Origin of the sequence: Chlorobium sp. (genome assembly GCF_036528655.1) — a bacterium.
Lineage (GTDB): Bacteria > Bacteroidota > Chlorobiia > Chlorobiales > Chlorobiaceae > Chlorobium.
Genome location: NZ_JAIGND010000026.1, coordinates 1 through 18335 on the forward strand (window position 1 = coordinate 1; position 18335 = coordinate 18335).

19 protein-coding genes are annotated in these 18335 nt (G+C 51.6%); 8 read left to right on the forward strand and 11 right to left on the reverse strand.

Annotated features, from left to right (window positions below; translation table 11 throughout):
- The 8 genes from K4305_RS07390 to K4305_RS07425 form a co-directional block, all read right to left on the reverse strand.
- The coding region (locus K4305_RS07390) for a type I CRISPR-associated protein Cas7 (RefSeq protein ID WP_331561772.1) at positions 1-373 on the reverse strand (373 nt) is incomplete at its 3' end.
- Positions 370-2115: a type I-C CRISPR-associated protein Cas8c/Csd1 gene (cas8c, locus tag K4305_RS07395; RefSeq protein ID WP_442880440.1), complete on the reverse strand. Its 1746-nt coding sequence runs from the start codon at positions 2113-2115 to the stop codon at positions 370-372. The genes K4305_RS07390 and cas8c, both read right to left, overlap by 4 nt.
- Positions 2112-2825 (reverse strand): type I-C CRISPR-associated protein Cas5c, encoded by a 714-nt coding sequence (gene cas5c, locus K4305_RS07400; RefSeq protein ID WP_331561774.1) that lies wholly within the window; start codon positions 2823-2825, stop codon positions 2112-2114. Before cas5c ends, cas8c begins: the two co-directional genes overlap by 4 nt.
- 22 nt (positions 2826-2847) lie before the next feature.
- Positions 2848-4728, reverse strand: coding sequence for a CRISPR-associated helicase Cas3' (gene cas3 / locus K4305_RS07405; RefSeq protein ID WP_331561775.1), 1881 nt, complete (start codon positions 4726-4728; stop codon positions 2848-2850).
- A gap of 112 nt (positions 4729-4840) precedes the next feature.
- Positions 4841-5092: a CRISPR-associated endonuclease Cas3'' gene (locus tag K4305_RS07410; protein WP_331561776.1), complete on the reverse strand. Its 252-nt coding sequence runs from the start codon at positions 5090-5092 to the stop codon at positions 4841-4843.
- A complete protein-coding gene (locus tag K4305_RS07415) occupies positions 5085-6098 on the reverse strand; it encodes a helix-turn-helix transcriptional regulator (RefSeq protein ID WP_331561777.1) in 1014 nt (337 codons plus the stop codon). Before K4305_RS07415 ends, K4305_RS07410 begins: the two co-directional genes overlap by 8 nt.
- Positions 6099-6592: 494 nt before the next feature.
- A complete protein-coding gene (locus K4305_RS07420; protein ID WP_331561778.1) occupies positions 6593-7807 on the reverse strand; it encodes a transcriptional regulator in 1215 nt (404 codons plus the stop codon).
- 757 nt (positions 7808-8564) lie between these two features.
- Positions 8565-8759, reverse strand: coding sequence for a hypothetical protein (locus K4305_RS07425; RefSeq protein WP_331561779.1), 195 nt, complete (start codon positions 8757-8759; stop codon positions 8565-8567).
- Positions 8760-8831: 72 nt separating this feature from the next.
- On the opposite strand from K4305_RS07425, the gene K4305_RS07430 reads away from it, so the two are divergent.
- From K4305_RS07430 to K4305_RS07450, 5 genes are read left to right on the forward strand one after another with little or no spacing between them, the layout of a single operon-like run.
- Entirely contained in the window at positions 8832-9305 is a 474-nt protein-coding gene (locus K4305_RS07430) for a low molecular weight protein-tyrosine-phosphatase (RefSeq protein WP_331561780.1), read from the forward strand.
- The gene (locus tag K4305_RS07435; protein ID WP_331561781.1) at positions 9298-10209 is read left to right on the forward strand and encodes a diacylglycerol/lipid kinase family protein; all 912 of its coding nucleotides are present in this window, start codon (positions 9298-9300) and stop codon (positions 10207-10209) included. Before K4305_RS07430 ends, K4305_RS07435 begins: the two co-directional genes overlap by 8 nt.
- Positions 10210-10249: 40 nt before the next feature.
- On the forward strand, positions 10250-11506 hold the full coding sequence (locus K4305_RS07440; protein ID WP_331561782.1) for a GlmU family protein: 1257 nt from the start codon (positions 10250-10252) through the stop codon (positions 11504-11506).
- A gap of 23 nt (positions 11507-11529) precedes the next feature.
- A complete protein-coding gene (locus K4305_RS07445; RefSeq protein ID WP_331561783.1) occupies positions 11530-12111 on the forward strand; it encodes an aminodeoxychorismate/anthranilate synthase component II in 582 nt (193 codons plus the stop codon).
- Positions 12112-12123: 12 nt separating this feature from the next.
- On the forward strand, positions 12124-12861 hold the full coding sequence (locus tag K4305_RS07450) for a TIGR00730 family Rossman fold protein (protein ID WP_331561784.1): 738 nt from the start codon (positions 12124-12126) through the stop codon (positions 12859-12861).
- Here the strand turns inward: K4305_RS07450 and K4305_RS07455 are convergent.
- On the reverse strand, positions 12821-13312 hold the full coding sequence (locus K4305_RS07455; RefSeq protein WP_331561785.1) for a heme-binding domain-containing protein: 492 nt from the start codon (positions 13310-13312) through the stop codon (positions 12821-12823). The genes K4305_RS07450 and K4305_RS07455 overlap by 41 nt on opposite strands.
- Before the next feature lie 16 nt (positions 13313-13328).
- On the opposite strand from K4305_RS07455, the gene K4305_RS07460 reads away from it, so the two are divergent.
- The 3 genes from K4305_RS07460 to K4305_RS07470 are packed head-to-tail and all read left to right on the forward strand — an operon-like array spanning position 13329 to position 15718.
- Positions 13329-13676, forward strand: coding sequence for a transcriptional regulator (locus tag K4305_RS07460; protein ID WP_331561786.1), 348 nt, complete (start codon positions 13329-13331; stop codon positions 13674-13676).
- Between the two features lie 9 nt (positions 13677-13685).
- Positions 13686-14921 carry a cytochrome c biogenesis protein ResB gene (locus K4305_RS07465; RefSeq protein WP_331561787.1) on the forward strand — a complete coding sequence of 412 codons (1236 nt, stop codon included), beginning with the start codon at positions 13686-13688 and terminating at the stop codon, positions 14919-14921.
- On the forward strand, positions 14921-15718 hold the full coding sequence (locus tag K4305_RS07470; RefSeq protein ID WP_331561818.1) for a cytochrome c biogenesis protein: 798 nt from the start codon (positions 14921-14923) through the stop codon (positions 15716-15718). The genes K4305_RS07465 and K4305_RS07470 overlap by 1 nt, the downstream gene beginning before the upstream one ends.
- A gap of 82 nt (positions 15719-15800) precedes the next feature.
- Here K4305_RS07470 and bshC read toward each other — a convergent pair whose 3' ends face one another.
- Together bshC and surE are read right to left on the reverse strand one after the other, a co-directional pair.
- Complete coding sequence (gene bshC / locus K4305_RS07475) at positions 15801-17492, reverse strand: bacillithiol biosynthesis cysteine-adding enzyme BshC (protein WP_331561788.1); 1692 nt, start codon at positions 17490-17492, stop codon at positions 15801-15803.
- A gap of 4 nt (positions 17493-17496) precedes the next feature.
- The gene (gene surE, locus K4305_RS07480; protein WP_331561789.1) at positions 17497-18273 is read right to left on the reverse strand and encodes a 5'/3'-nucleotidase SurE; all 777 of its coding nucleotides are present in this window, start codon (positions 18271-18273) and stop codon (positions 17497-17499) included.
- Between the last annotated feature and the right edge of the window lie 62 nt (positions 18274-18335).

Below are 18335 nucleotides of genomic sequence, written 5' to 3' on the forward strand. Positions count from 1 at the left end.
ATTCGGAAGAAGACCGTTTCACATTTGAGGCATCTGCAGAAGACGCCGGAACAGGTAGAAAAACTATTTGATCACCCAAGCGTTCGGTATGCAAAGGGTTGAGTCCTTTAATTGCCGGAGTAATAACAGCCTCTTGCTCATGCGCTTGATCGATCAATGTATTTAGAACCGCTTTTTCCTTGATAAAAATGTCCTGATCTGAAAGTTGCGCATAGTTGCGAACTTTGCGCTTCAAACAAACATCGGTCACAAGCCCCATGCCGGTTTCAGCATCGATTCTTGGAAGATTGCCCGCATCGGGATCACCATTCGGATTTCCGTCCTGAACATCGAAAAGCAGAACAAAATCATAGCGTTTATCGACAGTGCTCATAATTCTTCTCCCTTGTTTTCATTATTGTTATCTGAATCTTTCTTTTTGAAAAAGTCCTGGCGCTGGTGGTAATAACCAATCGCGAAGCAAGCCTGATCTTCCATTGAAAGATGTGAAGGCATGGCTGTACCAATACCATCAAAAACATCTGCCAGCATTCGCTCGAAATTCACCCGTCGTCCAGCGTTTTCGAGCTTTGAGAGATGATGGTTTTTCAGTTTCAACAATTGCGGAAAAACACTCACCGGTGTCGCTGATGCCGCCCCGTAAAAACGGTCACGAATCGTTGCGTTGAGGCCGGGGCTTGCCTCTTCCTGAATCTTTTCAAGAACAGCAAATAGCCGCCCAAGCCGATAGCCCGGTTTATTGTTGGTTGGATCAAGTGCCACGGTTATCTCCTTTGCTTTGGTTTTATAAATTCTTGAATAACGATTGAGAGACGCTTTCAGAATACTGGCCTGAACCCTCGTCACATCCTGAGTAGCGCGTATACGCCGTATTGCCTGCTGAAGCATGGTTGCTGGATACAAGCCACCGGTAATGACAGATTGAAAAATCTGGCCGGAAAGATTAGGTGGAACGTTATCCACCTTGCCTTCGTGAGTCATTGCAGATAACAACCAGAACATTGAAAAATGACCGCTATCTTTCGGGCCACGGATGATGTCAAGATCATCAAAATGGCGCCGAATGTTATCTGCAAATTCAGCAATTGTTCCGGTATGCCAGAAGCGAACGGCAATACGAGCCGAGTTCGGAGCAAGACCGAGCACGAAAAACCTCACATCTGAATCCATACTGGCATGACCGGTATAAACCCCATCGTAAAGAGCTTTAACTGCCCTGACGTCTGCATCCGGATCATCTTTTCGATAACCGAAAAAGGCCGGGAAATCCTCTTCAAAAGCATCTTGCTTTTGAGACCAGAAAATGGTCGTCGAATCTCCAACCTGAACTTTATTTTTGGACTCTTTACCAAGCAACATATTAAGTGCTGTCGTATAGGCAAAGGCAACTGACTCGCTAATTGGTGCGTTAAAATTTTGGGTTTTGCCATATGAGGTAAAAGAAGGCAGATTAAACGAAACCAAGGCAGCTCCTGAGGACTGAGCATCTCGCACACCTTTTATAGCTGCATGAAGACGAGCAACCGGTACACTTTCTCCTGAAACGAGACACATTCCGCCATCTTCACCGCTCTCTTTCTGTTTTTTGATGTACGGTTTCAGCGTCTCACAAAGGCTTGAATCTTGGGCACCTAAAACCCGAAATACAACGTTTGCATTAGCCTCAAACGCATCTTTCCAAGTTTCGCTTTCCGGCAATTTTGCTACGATTTGCGCCAATGGCTCGTTTTGAAGAAACGCCGTTAAAGGAGAGGCAATCACTGCTGATTCTCCATGCGGAAAAGCATCTTTTAGGCGCTTCAGGAAAGCATCTTTACGGGTTTCAATATCGTCACGATTTCTTGGATTTGCCCCAATAGCATATTCAAGATTATCCCAAAGCAAATTAGCTTTCACACCTGTTGTACGTTTTTCCGCAGCAGGCACTAAGAAAGCTTTCGCTTTTTTCTTCTTGCCTTCACCTTCTCGCGTATCTTCGAGGGATACAAAATTCCCGTTCTGATCAATGACGATAACGAATGGAATCTCCTTCCATTCAAACCCCTCTGGAGCAATACCGCTCTCCGGATCGGTAGCTTTTCGCTGGTAATAGTCGTACAGTGCTTGCAGAATCATTTCCTCACCTCCTCGCTTTCCCATGCCGGAATGTTTATCACCCCGTTTTCCATCAATGCCCTGAAAAAAGCTGGTGGCGGTTCTTCCGGATTTTTTTGAAAATCGAGGTCGTAAAGCATGAAACCCAGATCGCGGGTTTCGCTGATCGGTGCAGGTTCGTTTGCCGGATGCTCGACCAGCCTGAACTCGCAACTGAATTCACGGCAACCGAGGTAGGGCTGGTTGAAGCACTGCCCTTTCCACGCCCGGCGCTCGAAAATGCCGTAGTATTTGCCCGGATTTTCATCCTTGCGCAGCTCTGCCGTTTCCCAGCCATCCTGCAATGATTCCGGCATCGGGCGCTTTGCATCGGGACGCTCCGACGGCGGAACGAACTCAAGCTCAGCGTGAAGCCGGTAGGCTACATCCCGCAGAAACAAGCCCGCTCGCTGTTGGCGTGCGTCCTCAATAAAAATCCCTTTACTTCGGTCGCTTGCTGTTTGGCCGACCTCGTTCCGTCGCACTGAAATCCACTTGATCGGCTTCAGCACTTCGATTTTGCGAATCCGCCAGCGGATCGCTGGTTTCCAGAAAATTGCCTCGAAAATTCCCCTTGCCGCCGATGGCGTGATGACGTCGTAGCTCACCCGTTCGACCTTCATTTCAGGCCGGGTGAAGCAGGCGTAATCGCCTTCGACTTCGAGGCAGAATGGTTTATTCCAATGCTCCATAGAGTTTTTCTCCTTGTTGAGCTTAGTAGTAAAAATTCAGGGTGGCATCGATATTCAGGCCGAAAACCGGATCGTACAGACTATCCTGGGTCTGCACCCAAATACCGCTGACCTCTTCGATCAGGCCATTGTCTTTCAGTTTTTTCAAATCCGGATCATAGACATTGACCGAATAGCGCTGGAGCTGTCGCATCAGTGTTTGGCTCGGGCCACCAAAACGCAGTTGATCAATTAATGCACTTATGTTTGTTTTTCCGTTTCGATACCTGACGATCACACCATACTGCATCGCATCATCGATCAACTTGAACCTTTTAGCTGCGGTGCGGAACTGGATTTGGAAATATCTGGCCGCGTCGTTTCCCGCCAGCAAATCCATGATTCCCCGCGTGTCGAATCCATTCAGTCCGCCAAAGTAGTGGATGAAATAGCGGCGGAACGCTTCCGGCATGAGCGACGCTGCAAGCTCAGGCTCGGTACGGAACAGCGTCTGGGCGGCAGTTTCAGCTTTGAGCAAGCGGCCCGATGGAGACGGCTTCGGCGGATTGAACACAACCACATCGCCGCGTTCAAGCCGTCCCTCGCGATTGCACCGGCCCGCTGCCTGCGCTATGCTGTCAAGCCCGCTGAACGAACGGTAAACCGTCGGAAAATCGATGTCCACGCCAGCTTCGAGCAACTGCGTGCTCACCACCCGCACCGGCTCGCCCACCATCAGTTTCGATTTCACCTCAGCAATCACCTTGCTGCGATGCTCGGGACACATCAGCGCTGAAAGGTGTACCGTTCCGTCAGGCATCTGCGCATGAAGCTCCCGGCAATCCTTGCGGGTGTTGACGATGCACAACACCTGCTCGTGCTCCCGAAGCCGTTCGGCAATCTCCGACCACTCGTGCCGCTCATCGGCCTGGCCCAGCATCCGGACGCGAACGCGCTGAAAAACGCTGAACAGTTTTTCCGGATCAGCCATCAACTCGCGCACGGATCCGTCCGCAAATCCGTTCAGAATATCTTTGCCGGTTCCAACCTTGCCGCTCAACACCGGCTGCGTAGCCGTGCAGAGCACGACCGATGCCCTGAAATGCGCACTCAGCGATTTGATGACGGATACGACCGGTTGCAGAAAATCGGTCGGTAACATCTGCGCCTCGTCGAGCACCACGACCGAATTGACTATGTTGTGCAGTTTGCGGCAGGCCGAGCTTTTCGCAGCAAAGAGCGACTCGAAAAGCTGCACGTTGGTGGTCACGATAATCGGTGCATCCCAGTTCTCGGTTGCCAGTCTGGACTTTGGCGTCTCTTTTTTCGGATCGAGGTTGCTGTGATGCTCCAGCACGGCCTCATCGCCGAACACTTCGCGATAGACCGCTGCCGTCTGTTCAATGATGCTGGTATAAGGAATGGCAACAATGATGCGCTTTTTACCGTGCTTCAGAGCGTGTTCGAGCGCAAAGGCCATCGAAGCAAGGGTTTTGCCTCCACCGGTAGGCACGGTCAGCGAAAACAGTCCCGGCTCCAGCGAACGCCCTTTTTCGCGGCACTCCCGAAGAATATTTTTTCTCGCCCGGTTGACCGGCGTATCCGGAGATCCATTCTCTTTGACTGCCATGTACAGGTCGAAACGCTCTTTCAGCATTTCCAAATCAACAGCATTCGGACGAAGATCAGCCTTCTCCGGGCTCATGAAACGCTCAGTATCGAGAAAGTCCGCATCGACCAGGCAGGAGTAGAGCATACGTATCCAAACATGCACCAGCTCCGAACCGCCATTCTGGCTTTGGCACGGCAACGACGAGGGCAACACAGCATTCAGAACGCTGTCCGGCGGGTTGCCTTTCAGGGCATTTTGCAGATGTTCGGGATTACTCAGGCGCTCTTCAAGCGTATATCCGTTTGTTCTCATTTCCGGATACCAATTCGGCAAGCCCGTGTGGTGCCCAGCAATCAGGTATCCAAGAATTTTTCCAATACCTTTGTTTTTGTTGGCAGCCAGAATCGCTCCGGCTGCAGAGTGGTCAATCTTGCCCATCGCGCTCCTCCAGATAATCGCCGTTGCTCATGCGCAGATACTCCTGCCAGCGAGGATTGAATTTGCCGAGGTCGTGCAGCATACCGGCAGCCATGGCCCAGTCGGCATTGCCGAATTCGCTTGCAAATCCAGCAGCAATAGTGGCTACACCGATAAGATGTTCATTCAGTTCATGTTCGAGCCATTTTCCCGAGTCATCTTCACGAAGATGGGCAACGGGTTTTCGTACATTATTCATTGCCTTTGAATTTGTTACGATTTCTCAATTCCGTGATCCCATACATATCAACCATTTTCGTCACTTCCTCCCTGATCATATCCCTCAACTCCTGCGGTTCAACCACTTCAGCTTCTGCTCCGTAGCGCATGACCCAGCGTTTGACCGCATCGAGTGCCCCGACGTGCATATACAGCGTGATCGATCCATCCTCGTGTTCTTCGATCTTTTGCGTCGAATGTATTCGTTGCTCCTTTATCCATTGTGCCTGATACGGGGTAAAGCAGATGGCGATGGTATATAATTCGACGCCTGCACATTGATCGAAAGCCTGTTCGAGATAGTTATCGATTGAAAAGGATTCCGGAATGGTGAACCCGGTTGCGCATGGGGTGATGGATCTGATTCTGGTGACGGCGAATTTTCTTGTGGCCTGCCGCAGTTCGCAGTAGGCAATAAGATACCAGGTGCTTTTTGAATGATCGTAGTGCAGCCGGTAGGGGTGAACCGTTCGCTCGGTTTTTTCCTGTTTTGATGGGGCGTGATAGGTTATGGCAACTTTCCGGCTGTTGCGGATTGCTTCATCGAGCAGCATAAAACTTTTTGTATCGATTTCCGCCGATGAGGGTTGTTCGAACGAATAGATGTCGAGTATGCCGTTTTCGGAATGTGAGGGGGGCAGATACTGCAGAACCTTGTCGAGCGCACTGCTGATTTCCTGATAATAGGGGGTTCCCTGATACCGGGAGAGGACTTTTTTGGTGGCTATAAGTGCTTCGGCTTCATGCCGGTCAAGAAATGCGGAAGGCAGAAATGTCCATTCCTTGTTATAGAAGTAGCCTTTTTTCTTTCTGTCGTATTCAATCGGCGCATGCAGCATGAGACACATGTCTTCAATGTCGCGCTGAATGGTTTTTCTGCTGACTGCAAAGTGGCGGGCGACTTTGGTGCAGTTCGGGTAACCGTTATTGCGGAGTTCCCGGTCGATATACAGTATGCGCTCCAACGGGGGTCTTGATTGTCTCATGACGCAAATGCTTCAGGTTAATGAAGTAATATAGGCAGAGACATGGGACAAAGGGTGTCCTATGCTAAATAATTTTATCGCAACGATGGAGTTCTGTTCGGATATCGGTCTTATGCATTCACAAACCGTACACTGTTTAGATACAAAATAAACACACTACAAAAAAGCAGTTGCAGCGTTTTTTATCGGAGATTTACACAGGTGAAGGGTTGTGTGCCTTGAGGTTGCCTGGAAAAATCAAGTCGGGTTTCAGTTTTTTTTACAGGCGCTCTGCGAACAGGTATTGGCCAGTAGGGGAGGGATCCGGATTTTGGTCGAAGCTGCGGCTTCGGGATCGATGACGCAGTAATGCCGTCAGATACTGCGAAGTACCTCTGCCACCCGTGATATGGTGTGGGAAGTTACAAAGCTTGCGCTTCAGCTGAAGCGCAGACTTTTAACCTGTTTTGTGGTTTTCCTTCCGGAAAGGGGATTCCGGAAGGAGAGTTCAGCGCTCAGAACGTTGCGGCCAGATCGGAGAGATAGGTTTTGATCGACTGGTGCTTTCCAAGGCCGAGTTTTTTGTGCATGCGGTAGCGGATGCTCTCCATTCCTCTTGTCGAAATGCCGACCGAGCGGGCGATTTCCCGCGTGTCGTAGTTCAGCTTAACGAGCAGGCTGATGCGCAGTTCGCGCTGGTTGAGGTTCGGATGTTTTTTCTGCAGCTTGGAAAGGAACACCGAGTCCGATTCGGTCAGTTCGATGTTCAGCCTTTTCTCTATGGTTTCGGTTTCGATAAGGCTCAGGCAGGAATCGGTCATCTGCCGTTTCTGGTCCTGATCGATATCGAGCGCGTAAATCTGGTCGAGAAGATTGCGCAGGGCGGTGGTTTTTTCAGCAATGGCCGTCGAGACCCTTGTGAGCTCCATATCCTGATTTGCAATCCTTGACTTCAGTTCGGCCATCTCTTTCTCATGCTCTCTGGCCTGCTTTTTGTTGAGTTCGATCTGAGCGTTCAGTTTGATAACCGACTCGGTTATCTTCTGCTCATAGTCATTTTTCAGTTGTTCGAGTTCCATTGCTTTTTCTTTTTCTTTTTCGCGAAGGTCTGCCTGCATGGCTTCGATGGCTTTAAAGAACGTGTAATATTTGTCGTCGAATGAAGGAACATTGATATGCTCGTCAAACATATCGAACCAGGACATTCTGGCCAGATAGGCCAGAAAGTTTCTTTTCATCGCCTCAGCATGGGTTTCAACCGGTGGATCCGGAAGTTCTCCCCTTTCATAAGCAAGTACCGCATCGTAAGCTTCACTGTAAGTATCGGTCATGATGACCCTGATGCTGTCCGGAGCTACTGCAGCGAAGGATTCCACTATAACACGCGCACTTGGTTCCATGTTATAAAAAACAATAAGCCTGAACTGAGGGTTCCGGTTATAGAGCAGTTTCGTGATATCTTTTTTGTAATGATACGATATTTCGTTTATGTGCGTGAAGTCCCAGATGCAGTGAAACGGTTTGTTGATAAGGCCGGTCTGGTCGAGTACGGTTTCGAAAAGATCGACGTCCATCCATTCAAGCGTGATGTTTTGCCGTGCCTCTATTGAAATATGCAGAACGTTTCTGTCGATAAGCTTGAAGTGTTTTGTGTAACCGGCTTGTCTGTGCTCCTTTTCCCAGTGTTTTTCCTGGTGAGCCGGCGGTTTATCGACCACTTCTTTACTCATTGTTTATTGATTAATCACCGTGACTTTTGCATGTGACGTGTTATAATGAGTAATATGGCGAATTGTTGTGAGGTAATCAACAATTGTGTTTATTTTTTGTAAAAAAAATACAGTTAGGCTTGTATTTTGTGGGCGTGGTATAAGGTACTGTATTGTTTTTTTTCGAGGTATGGCGTCGAATAAAGGTTCGGTCGCACCGCTTTGGTCGAGTGCCTTCAACTGATTGAAACAGTAATTCGATTTTTGCGCTTATTTCCTTTCCTGCTGTTTCAGGTCTCCTGATTTCCTCCTGATTGAGCCGTATTGTCGTCTCCATGGCCATGATTGCGGTTTCGTGTTCTTTTCGCAGCTTCGTATGTATGGCGATTTCTCGCTGGAGCATGGCGCGTATCGTCTTGTGCCTCTGTTCAGCTGTTTTCAGCGGCTTTTTTTGTTATTTCCTGAATATCGGTTCTTTTGTCGCCATATCCTTTCACAAAGCTCCCAGGGCGATGAAGCAGGGGTATAATTCCTGATCCGGAGATGGCGGATAAACCGGCTGCTTCATGGTATCCGGCAGCGAGATTCTTGTCATTGCCGTCAGGAGATCGTGTCCTTTGCCGTCCGTATCTTATGGGTACTTCGAAAAAGTGTCGTGAGCACCCGGAGTGCAAGGCGGACGGAGCTGAGAAACCGGAGTGTACACCACAGTACATGAGGATTTCGAGCACCGATCAACGCGGCAATCCGGGTGCAGAATAACTTTTTCGAGGTACCCTTATTGTTTGATAGTATAGAGCACGACAAGTCTGATGTTCGTGCCCCGGTTGAATATGAAATTCAGAAAATCCTTGCGGTAACGATGGTCGATTTCTGTTACCTTCTCTAAATTGGCGAGCATGAACAGCTTTTTATCTGCAATATGGAGCCGTTTGAGCAATGCCTGCAATTTCATGGAGTCGATGCCGACCAATGTTTAATGGTATCGGTTTCGGAGCGGTGAACAAAATGGATGATGTCGTGGCCGATGACTACAGATAATCCTTTGAGCATTCTTTTCGTCTGTTATGAAAACATCTGCCGTTCGCCAATGGCTGAAGGGGTGTTTCGCTCCCGTGCTTCAATGCTCGGGGTCGAGCATTGTTTTCTGGTGAGTTCGGCCGGGACAAGATGTTACCAGAAAGGATCTTCGCCCGATGACAGGGCCGTATCGGCTGCAGCCGGATACGGTATCGATATTTCCGCTCTCCAGGCCCGTTGCGTCGAAGATCTCGATCTCGAGGCATTTGACTGGATATTTGCGATGGACCACGAAAATTACGAGGATATCGGCAATATCATCGGGTTTGGCGAGCGGCCTCGGGTAAGGCTGGTTATGTCGTTCGTGCCCGGCCGAGGTCAGGATGCCATTCATGATCCTTATTATGGAACGCATCGCGATTTCATGCGGGTTATGGACGATCTTTTTCTGGCTTCTGCGCATATTCTTCGTAATCTGGTCGGGCATGTTTATGGATAAGCCGCGTCGTTATACCTTTATTTTTAATCCGGCCGCCGACAAGGGCAGGGCGCTTCAGAGAGAGTCGTGGCTTCGGAAGATGGTTTCGGGGCTCGGCGGCGCAGAGCTGGTTAAAACAGAGTATGCCGGGCATGCCGGCGAAATTGCCCGCCGGGCAAGCGGCGGAAGCGACTGTCTTGTCGCCTGCGGTGGTGATGGTACCGTGCATGAGGTGGTTAACGCCGTTGCCGGAGATGATGTTGCCGTTGGCGTTCTTCCGATAGGATCGGCTAACGATTTCGTTAAAGCGCTGGGCCGCAAGGCAGATGGCGGGGCTGATTTCGAGGCTTGCATAGCAGGGCGCGACCGTCGGGTCGATATCGGCAGCGTGCGGTTCAATCGTGGCGATCAGCGGTTTTTCGTCAATTCGTTGGGTATCGGTTTTACGGGCAGAATAGCCGGCGCGGTGAAACGCATCTCCTGGCTGAAAGGGGAGCTGGGTTACGTTTATGCGCTTTTCAGCGTGCTCATAGGTTATACGCCGTTAAAAATGCATATTATTGTTACTGCGCCCGATGCCGTTCTGGAGATGCATGAACCGGTTTTTGCTTTTTCCGTATCGAACGGAAGCGTGGAGGGCGGCAGGTTTCGCATTGCCCCTGAAGCAGATCCGGCAGATGGTCTGCTCGATGTATGCATTCTGAAATCCATCCCGAAGATTTCGATTTTATGGTATGTGTCGAAGTATCTCCGGGGTACCCAGATTCAGGATCCCAAGGTCGTTTACTGCAAGGCGTCGGCTGTGGAGGTAGCTGTTTTCGATCCGGAATCGATGCATATGGACGGAGAGCTGTTTGAGATCCTTCCGGGGCGCATCAGCATATCGGCCGTGCCCGGTGGCCTTACCGTCGTGTCGGGCAGCTGAAAAAGGGTAAAAAAGAACAAATCCGATAGTTCAGGAAACGATGCAGTACCTGGTATTTGAAGATGACAAGGTGTCGCGGATGAAGCCGCTCGTGAATTTCAAACCGGTTTACGGGTTGTACGCCGGTTTTCGTACCCTGGCAGAAAAACTCGAAGCATCCATTTCAGACCGGATCCGTCTTACCTGGCATCTGAGGAGTCACCTTGCGCCATGTTATCGCGAGCAGCATCCTGACAGAACGGTGAACCGGATCGATGACGACGATCTGTTTCTCATCAATGGCCGCCTGCTTTTCGAAGAGGCGATGGCTGATCTTATCCTCGGCGAGGATTTTGAGCCTCTCAGTGCGCTGATGCAGGGCGATAACCTGCTTTTTGCCCGGCTGCCGCGCGAGCGGCTTGCGGGAATGCGGGACGGCGTTCTTCCGGATCTGATCGATACCCGTCTGCTTGCCGAAACGCTTCGGGTGCGTCAGGTGGAAGGGTTCCGTCTGCTTGAGCATCTGTGGGATGTCGTTGCGCTTCATCCGGAAGAGATGGAACGCGACGCGGCTTCTCTTGAAACCGGTTTCATCGAGGGAGACGTGCATCCTTCTGCCGTGATCGTCAATCGCGCCAACATCGCCATCGCTCCCGGAGCGGTGGTAAAGGCGGGCGCCGTACTCGATGCGGAAGAGGGTTTCATCATAATCGGGGACGGCGCGGTCGTGGAGCCTCAGGCGGTTATTATGAACAATGTTTTTCTTTCGCCATGGTCGAGGGTCAAGGCGTGCGCGAGAGTATACAGCAATGTGTTTGTCGGTACGGCTTCAAAAGTCGGAGGCGAGGTTGAGGACTCGATCGTAGAACCGTTTGCCAACAAACAGCATGACGGATTTCTCGGTCACTCGTATATTTCCTCATGGTGTAATCTTGGGGCAGGAACCAATACGTCGGATCTGAAAAACAATTACGGTAGCGTGAAACTGCTCATGGATGGAAGGGATGTCTTTACAGGATTGCAGTTTCTTGGTCTGTTAATGGGCGATCATTCGAAATGCTCGATCAACTCGATGTTCAATACCGGCACCATTGTCGGTACTGCCGCGAACGTGTTCGGCGGGGGATTCCCTCCCAAAGAGGTGCATTCGTTTACCTGGGGAAGCGCTGCGGAGGGTTTCGGGCCGTATATGATCGAAAAAGCTGTGGAAACCGCCCGCAAGGTGATGGAGAGGAGGCAGGTTGCCATGAGCGCTGCCTACGAAGCCATGTTCCGTTTTGTCGCCGGCCGCGAACAGGGTCGGAGGATTTTTCTGTAACGATAGCATAACCTTTGGTCTGCATGATTCTTGTAGTTGATAATTACGATTCGTTCACCTATAACCTTGTACAGTATATCGCGGAGTCCGGTCTTCCTGTCGAGGTCTACAGAAACGATGAACTGGGCGTCGAAGGGATTATTGCCCGCAAGCCCGACAAGATCGTCATCTCGCCCGGCCCGGGAACCCCGGAGGATGCCGGCGTATCCGTACCGCTTATCAGGGCACTCGATGGAGCGATTCCTCTGCTCGGAGTCTGTCTGGGTCATCAGTCGATCGGCCAGGCGCTCGGCGGCAGGGTCGTCAGGGCCGGTCAGGTCATGCATGGCAAGACTTCGCTGGTCCATCACGATAACAGCGGAATTTTTCATGGAGTCGATAATCCTTTTATCGCTACCCGATATCATTCCCTGATCGTTGAACGGGAAACTCTTCCTTCGACGCTGACTGTAAGGGCCTGGACTGAAGACGGCACGATCATGGGTATGGACTCCGTGGCGCTGGGCCTGTACGGCGTGCAGTTTCATCCCGAGTCGATCATGACCGGGGAAGGGAAGAAAATCATCCGGAACTTTCTTGAACTGCAGCCGCATAAAGGGCTGTAAGCAGGTGTGGCTATGAAGAAAGCTGTGACATCAGGACATGAGCCGCCTGATCCTGCCGCAACTCAGCCGCCGATCCGTCCTGTTTCGGGAAGGGAGACCGATTTCATGGTTGACGGCTGGCGCGTATTCAAGATCATGGCTGAATTCGTCAGCGGTTTTGAAACCATGTCCGATTCAGGGCCGGCCGTCACGGTTTTCGGCTCAACGCGCGTTCGTCCCGGCAGCAGCGAATACGGGCTTGCCGAGAAAACAGGGATGTTATTGGCCAAAGAGGGTTTTGCTGTCATCACGGGAGGCGGGCCGGGGGTTATGGAGGCCGCCAACAAGGGAGCCCAGGATGCCGGAGGGGTTTCGATAGGGTTCAACATCAAGTTGCCGAACCAGCAGGAGCCGAACCGGTATATCGACAGCGGACGGCTTGTTTCATTCCAGTATTTTTTTGTCAGGAAGGTCATGTTCCTGAAATATTCGCAGGCATTTGTCGCTCTTCCCGGGGGGTTCGGGACGCTCGATGAAGTATCGGAGGCCATTACCCTGATCCAGACCGGAAAGAGCGCGAAGTTTCCGGTTATTCTGATAGGCAAGGCCTTCTGGAGCGGTTTTTACGACTGGGTTTGCCGTACCATGTGCGAAAAGCATGGATATATCGACCAATCGGATCTGGATTTTATCTATCTTGAAGACGATCCGGAGTGCGTCATACCGATAATCAGAGCGTTTTATCCTGAGGGGTATTCCCTGAATTTTTAGATCCTGTTCGCTGTTCTCTTTTGACATTCTCAATCCAGTTCAAAAGCAGTCTCCTTTCTTCCGCGCTCATCCGTGCCTGCTGGTTTGCAGCGTAATAGAGCCGCTGATGCTGTCTGCTCCCGAGAACGGTGTTGCTGATTGCTTCTATCCGGGCTCTCTGATCGGTTTTGCTGCCGGTGTCCCATTGTGAAAAATTCAGTGCGCGACGTCCGAAAGAGACCCTGGCGGATACCGCCCACGAAACCGGCGCGATATATGCCGGGCCCGGCCATTTTGTTTCGTGAGAATGGCAGTCGTAACAGGATTTTTTCAGGACGGCCATGACCGCATCCGGCGCACGAAGTGGCGATGTTTCAGGCGGGTTGATGCGATCGAGCGGCACGAACTGGATGACGAACAGGACGATAACCAGCGTGCTCGCATATGTTTTGATGCGTTTTTCTTTAATCATTTAACCGGAAATCATCGTGATATTTCCCTGTGAAAAAGCGGTTTGGTATTATCTTCCACAGATCCGGGCCGATCTTGCCATAGAGCTTGTTAAAACCGGCATGACACAGTCGCAGGCGGCTAAAAAACTGGGAGTGACCCCGGCCGCAGTGTCGCAGTATATTCATAAAAAACGAGGACTGCAATCTCCGAGAACAAGGTTGTACCGTCAGGAGATCAAGGCGGCCGTAAAGAAGATCTGCGAGGATGCGTCGACGGATGAATTGCATTTCATTGTCTGCAAGTGCTGTCAGCTTCTGAAAAAGGAGGGCGAGACGACGACCGTGGAAAACGGTGGTAGTTGTTCGAGTGTTCATCAAGAATAAGATAATCCTATGCGAGAAGATGTGAAGGGATGGTTGGGGGGCGAGAGAAATTTCCGGCTTGCTTCTGCCGTTACGGTGCTTGCTGTGCTGGCGGGATTCACCATACAGTATGCCCTCGGCGGGGAAGGTCTTCCCATGCTGTTCTGGCCTCTGAATGCGCTGTTCATCCTTGTGCTGGCCGCTTTGCTGTTTCTGCTCGGCACCGCATTCCGGCAGAATGCTTTCGTGTCCTGGCTTGGCGGCATTCCTTTGGGGCTTTCGCTGATTTTCGCCCTTGTTTTTCTCTCGCTCATCGGCGGGTTCGTTCAGCAGGGCGTCGCATCGGGAGATGCCGTGCTTGACAGGTTAGGGATGAACCGCATATTTTCCGGCTGGCCTTTTCTTTTCGTCGTGCTGCTCTTTCTCTGCAATCTCGGTCTTTCGGTCGTCTGGAAAACCATTCCATTCCGAATTTCCAATCTTCAGTTCATGCTTTTTCACGGCGGGTTCTGGATTGCGCTGGCCTGCGGCCTGGCGGGAGCCTCCGATCTTCAGCGCCTGATTATTCCTGTTTACGAGGGGCGGGCAAGCAGTCAGGGTTTCATTCCGCAGGAAAACCGGATGGTGCAGCTGCCGTTTTCGGTTTATCTCGACGATTTTTCGATTGAAGAGTATACGCCACGCATCGTGCTTTACGATCCGGAAAATGACAGGGTGCTCACCGGCAAGGCGGAGGGTACGGCAGAGGTCGGCAAAGGGTTCAGGTCGGAGTGGCCGGGTTTTTCCGTTACGGTACTCGACTACCTGCCCAATGCTCTGCCGGGTCCGGACGGCACTCCCCGGCAAGCGGATGAAAAGCACGGCATTCCCTATGCAAGGGTTCGTATTGCTGCGGGGGAAATCCATTCAGATCACTGGCTGAATACCGGGAGTCCCTCGATCAAGCCGGGAGTCGTGCAGATCGAACGTTATTTTCTTGTTATGTTTCCCGGCACGCCCAGGGTGTTTCGCTCCGGGGTGGTGCTTAAAGGCAGCGGCGGCAGCAGTACTGCTGCCGAACTTGAGGTCAACAAACCGGTTTCATTCGAAGGCTGGAAACTCTATCAGATGGGTTACGACGAAAAAGCGGGAAGGTGGTCGGAGCTCAGCCTGATCGAAGCCGTCAGGGATCCCTGGCTTCCTGTGGTCTATTTCGGCTTTTTCATGATCATGGCAGGTAACGCGCTCTTTTTCTGGAAGGGTATGAAACAGGGGGAGATACTATGATGCCGGTCGAATTTTCAGTTATTGCCATGTCAGTCATGGCAGCATGGGCTCTCGGCTCTCTTTTGGGCATTCCGGCAAAACGTTACGCCGTGCTGCGGTTTCCCGCTTACGGCATCATGATTGCAGGTACCCTTCTGCTTGGATGGTTTATAGCCGCCTACTGGATTGCGCTTGAACGACCTCCGCTGAGGACGCTCGGCGAGACGAGGCTCTGGTATGCGGCTCTCATTCCCGTTGTCGGGTTTCTGGTCGAGTACCGCTGGAAGATCGCCTGGCTGAAATATTACTGTATGGCGCTTGCGTCATTTTTTCTTGCAATCAACCTTGCGCACCCGGAGGTTTTCGACAAGGCGCTGATGCCTGCCCTGCAGAGCGTCTGGTTCATTCCGCATGTCGTGGTCTATCTCGTCGGTTATGTGCTGCTTGCCGCATCTTCGGCCGCCGCCTGGCATAACATTATATCGGGTTTCCGTTCCCGGCCCGAGCTGATCGGGTATTCCATCTCCCATTACCTTGCCCTGCTCGGATTCGTGCTTCTTACTTTCGGGCTCGTTTTCGGCGCTCTCTGGGCAAAGGAGGCATGGGGGCACTACTGGACGTGGGATCCTAAAGAAACCTGGGCGTTCATTTCGTGGATGGCCTATCTCGGCTACATGCATCTGTCGGCAATCCGGACGGAAAAAAACAGGCTTCAGTGGTACCTTGCAGTTTCGTTCCTTGTGCTGCTGGTCTGCTGGTTCGGGGTCAACTATCTGCCTTCCGCTCAGAACAGCGTACACAGCTATCAGTCGGGTTGAGTTTAGTGCTGAGTGCTGAGTGCAACTGTCCAGCTATCCGGCTATCCAGCCATCCAGCTAACAAGCCAACAAGCCATCCTTATTACAGTTCAACGACCAGATGGGTTTCGGTCGAATGGCCGGCGAGGAGGTTTTTCAGGGCTCCGATCAGTTCGAAGCCATATTTGTTGATAAAATAAAAGACATTGATCACTCTTTCCTGCGGCGCTCCTTCAGGAAAGAACGCCGTTTCGGTTTTCAGGATCTGTTCGATCAGTTCTTCGTTTTTGCGTCTTCCCGCTTTCCGCGCCTTCTGCTCGATGGCGTCCACTATTTTCATTGCCTGCTGGATCGATGCGGCAAGTACCGGCTCAAGCGTCGGATCGATTTTTCCGATTTCCGGTCCCAGTTCGCGAAACGCCGTTTCGATTTCCGTTCTTGTTTTTTCAAATCTGGCATCGATCCCGGGATTTTCGGCAATCATTTCGGCATTGCGTTTCAACGCCTGCAGATCGCTGAACAGGGCATGGTAGATCTGTTTCCTTGAAAAGCCGGGTCGTCCGGAAACCCGCAGCAGTTTGTCCATGATCCGACTGAATTTCGGTTCTACGAGGGTGAAACTGCCTCTCGGGATAATGAACGGCATGGTAATGCCGAAATGTTCGTAGTTCATTCTGAACTGCGCAAGATAGCTGACTTCGCCGGGACCAGCGATGCAGGCGAAGGTCGGGAGCACGCTGTCCTGCAGGATCGGTCGGAGTACGACGTTCGGGCTGAACCGTTCAGGATGATCCTGGCAGAGTTCGAGCATCTGGTGGCGCGTCAGGCGCCTGTTTTCCGGCGTGATCACGAAAAGGTCTTCCTGCGGGTACTCGATTCTCTGGCGCTGGCCGTGGTGGTTGATATAAAACAGATTTACCGCCCTTGGTTTCGACTGTGCGCTGTATCCGAGATCTTCCAGAGTCGAGCTCTGGGCGATGACGTTATAGGAAGAGGCCGGGCAGGTTGCAATTTCGCGCAGGAACACAGGCGCGGAGAGTCTTTTGAAATCGGTGTCCTGGCTCGAAAGCATCACGATCGGCTGGTTCGCGAAGATATGCATCATGATCTGGGCGAAACTCATATCGAGGGTGTTGCCGGGGATGCAGCAGTCGTTCAGTATGGAGGCGATCAGCGGCTTGTTTTCTGATTCCTGCAGGTGTTCAAGGAGGGTTCCGACTATCGTGCGGATATCCTGGCCGAAGCATGCTGCGGCAACCATCTGGTCCGGAAGCCGTTTAAATGGTTCGGGACGGTAGTGTTCGATGCCGCCATTACCGAATATTGCTGCATGTGCCGATTCCTCATAGTCATGATCTTCGCTCTCGATCCAGAATACCGGAACAAAGTCGTATTCCGGGAAGAGGGTTTTCTGCCGTTCTGCAAAAACGATGGCCGTCAGGGCTTTATATATCGTATAGGCCGGCCCGGTAAAAAGGCCGGGCTGCTGACCGGTTACGATAGCCATGCAGCGGGGGGAACGCAGTTTTTCGATTTCACGCAGGTGCAGTTCCCTGCACCCGTACCGGATGTTCTGGCGACGCAGTATTTCGACGAGCATGCTGCGGTCGAACGTTCTCGATTCAAGCAGGCTTAGCTGACGGTAGTAGTCGCTTTCCTTCTGGTAGTCGAGATGGAACCCTGCCGAAAACAGTCGGTTCCTTTCGTTTCCTTCGGAGGTATAGTCCCTGAAAAGGGCAGGGAATCCTTTTTTCGGAGAGAGTATCGTCCGGTAATCGAGCAGGTATGTGTTCACCAGATTATGTTTGCAGGTTCCACCGGTTGAGCGTGTCGAGAAAAGCGTGATTGGTCATGTCGCAGCACAGCGGCGTAACGGCGACATAATTCTGTCGGACTGCATATTCATCGTGGTTGAGGGAGCGGTCGAGAAGCTTCAGGGTGCCGTTGAGCCAGTAATAGGGATTGCCGTACATGTCGTTGCGTTCGATGGCATCTTCTTCCCAGCGGGAACTGCCCTGCTGCGTGACGACGACGCCGGCGATCTCTTTTTCCGGAAGATTGGGGATATTGACCGAGAGGATCGTATCGGGGGGAAGTCCTTCGCTCAGGACTTTCCGGGCCAGTTTCCGGGCGAATTTCGCGGCATAGGTGAAGTCGGCGTTTTCATAGGTGGTCAGCGAGAATGCAAGCGAGGTGATTCCCTGAATCGCTCCTTCGCGGGCCGCGGCGACGGTTCCGGAGTAAAGGGTGTTTGTAGCGGTGTTGCTTCCGTAGTTGATGCCGGATACAATAAGGTCCGGTTTTTCGTCGAGAATATGGCTCAGAGCGACCTTGATGCAGTCAACCGGGGTTCCTGAGACCGTATATCCGAAAAACCGGTTGTTTTTCTGGTGCGATCTGATGCGGAGCGGGACTCCGAGCGTCATGGCGTGACTCATTCCGCTGTGCGGTTCCGCCGGAGCCACGACGGTAACGTTGCCGATTTTCTTCATCGAGGCAGCCAGAGCATGAAGGCCTTCTCCTTCGATGCCGTCATCATTGCAGACCAGTATTACCGGTTTATTCAGCTCATTCACATCCGTTGCCGGGTTCGTTCACGAAAACGCATCTTCCATGCAGGGCATAAAATACAGAAAGT

Bases quoted from the DNA above. Each gene is read 5' to 3' on its own strand.
- K4305_RS07410 (WP_331561776.1), bottom strand. From the start codon at position 5,092: ATGAATAATGTACGAAAACCCGTTGCCCATCTTCGTGAAGATGACTCG.
- K4305_RS07465 (WP_331561787.1), top strand. From the start codon at position 13,686: ATGCGAGAAGATGTGAAGGGATGGTTGGGGGGCGAGAGAAATTTCCGG.
- K4305_RS07420 (WP_331561778.1), bottom strand. From the start codon at position 7,807: ATGAGTAAAGAAGTGGTCGATAAACCGCCGGCTCACCAGGAAAAACAC.
- cas8c (WP_442880440.1), bottom strand. From the start codon at position 2,115: ATGATTCTGCAAGCACTGTACGACTATTACCAGCGAAAAGCTACCGAT.
- K4305_RS07450 (WP_331561784.1), top strand. From the start codon at position 12,124: ATGAAGAAAGCTGTGACATCAGGACATGAGCCGCCTGATCCTGCCGCA.
- K4305_RS07445 (WP_331561783.1), top strand. From the start codon at position 11,530: ATGATTCTTGTAGTTGATAATTACGATTCGTTCACCTATAACCTTGTA.
- K4305_RS07415 (WP_331561777.1), bottom strand. From the start codon at position 6,098: ATGAGACAATCAAGACCCCCGTTGGAGCGCATACTGTATATCGACCGG.
- K4305_RS07440 (WP_331561782.1), top strand. From the start codon at position 10,250: ATGCAGTACCTGGTATTTGAAGATGACAAGGTGTCGCGGATGAAGCCG.
- cas5c (WP_331561774.1), bottom strand. From the start codon at position 2,825: ATGGAGCATTGGAATAAACCATTCTGCCTCGAAGTCGAAGGCGATTAC.
- K4305_RS07470 (WP_331561818.1), top strand. From the start codon at position 14,921: ATGCCGGTCGAATTTTCAGTTATTGCCATGTCAGTCATGGCAGCATGG.
- cas3 (WP_331561775.1), bottom strand. From the start codon at position 4,728: ATGAGAACAAACGGATATACGCTTGAAGAGCGCCTGAGTAATCCCGAA.
- K4305_RS07435 (WP_331561781.1), top strand. From the start codon at position 9,298: ATGGATAAGCCGCGTCGTTATACCTTTATTTTTAATCCGGCCGCCGAC.
- K4305_RS07455 (WP_331561785.1), bottom strand. From the start codon at position 13,312: ATGATTAAAGAAAAACGCATCAAAACATATGCGAGCACGCTGGTTATC.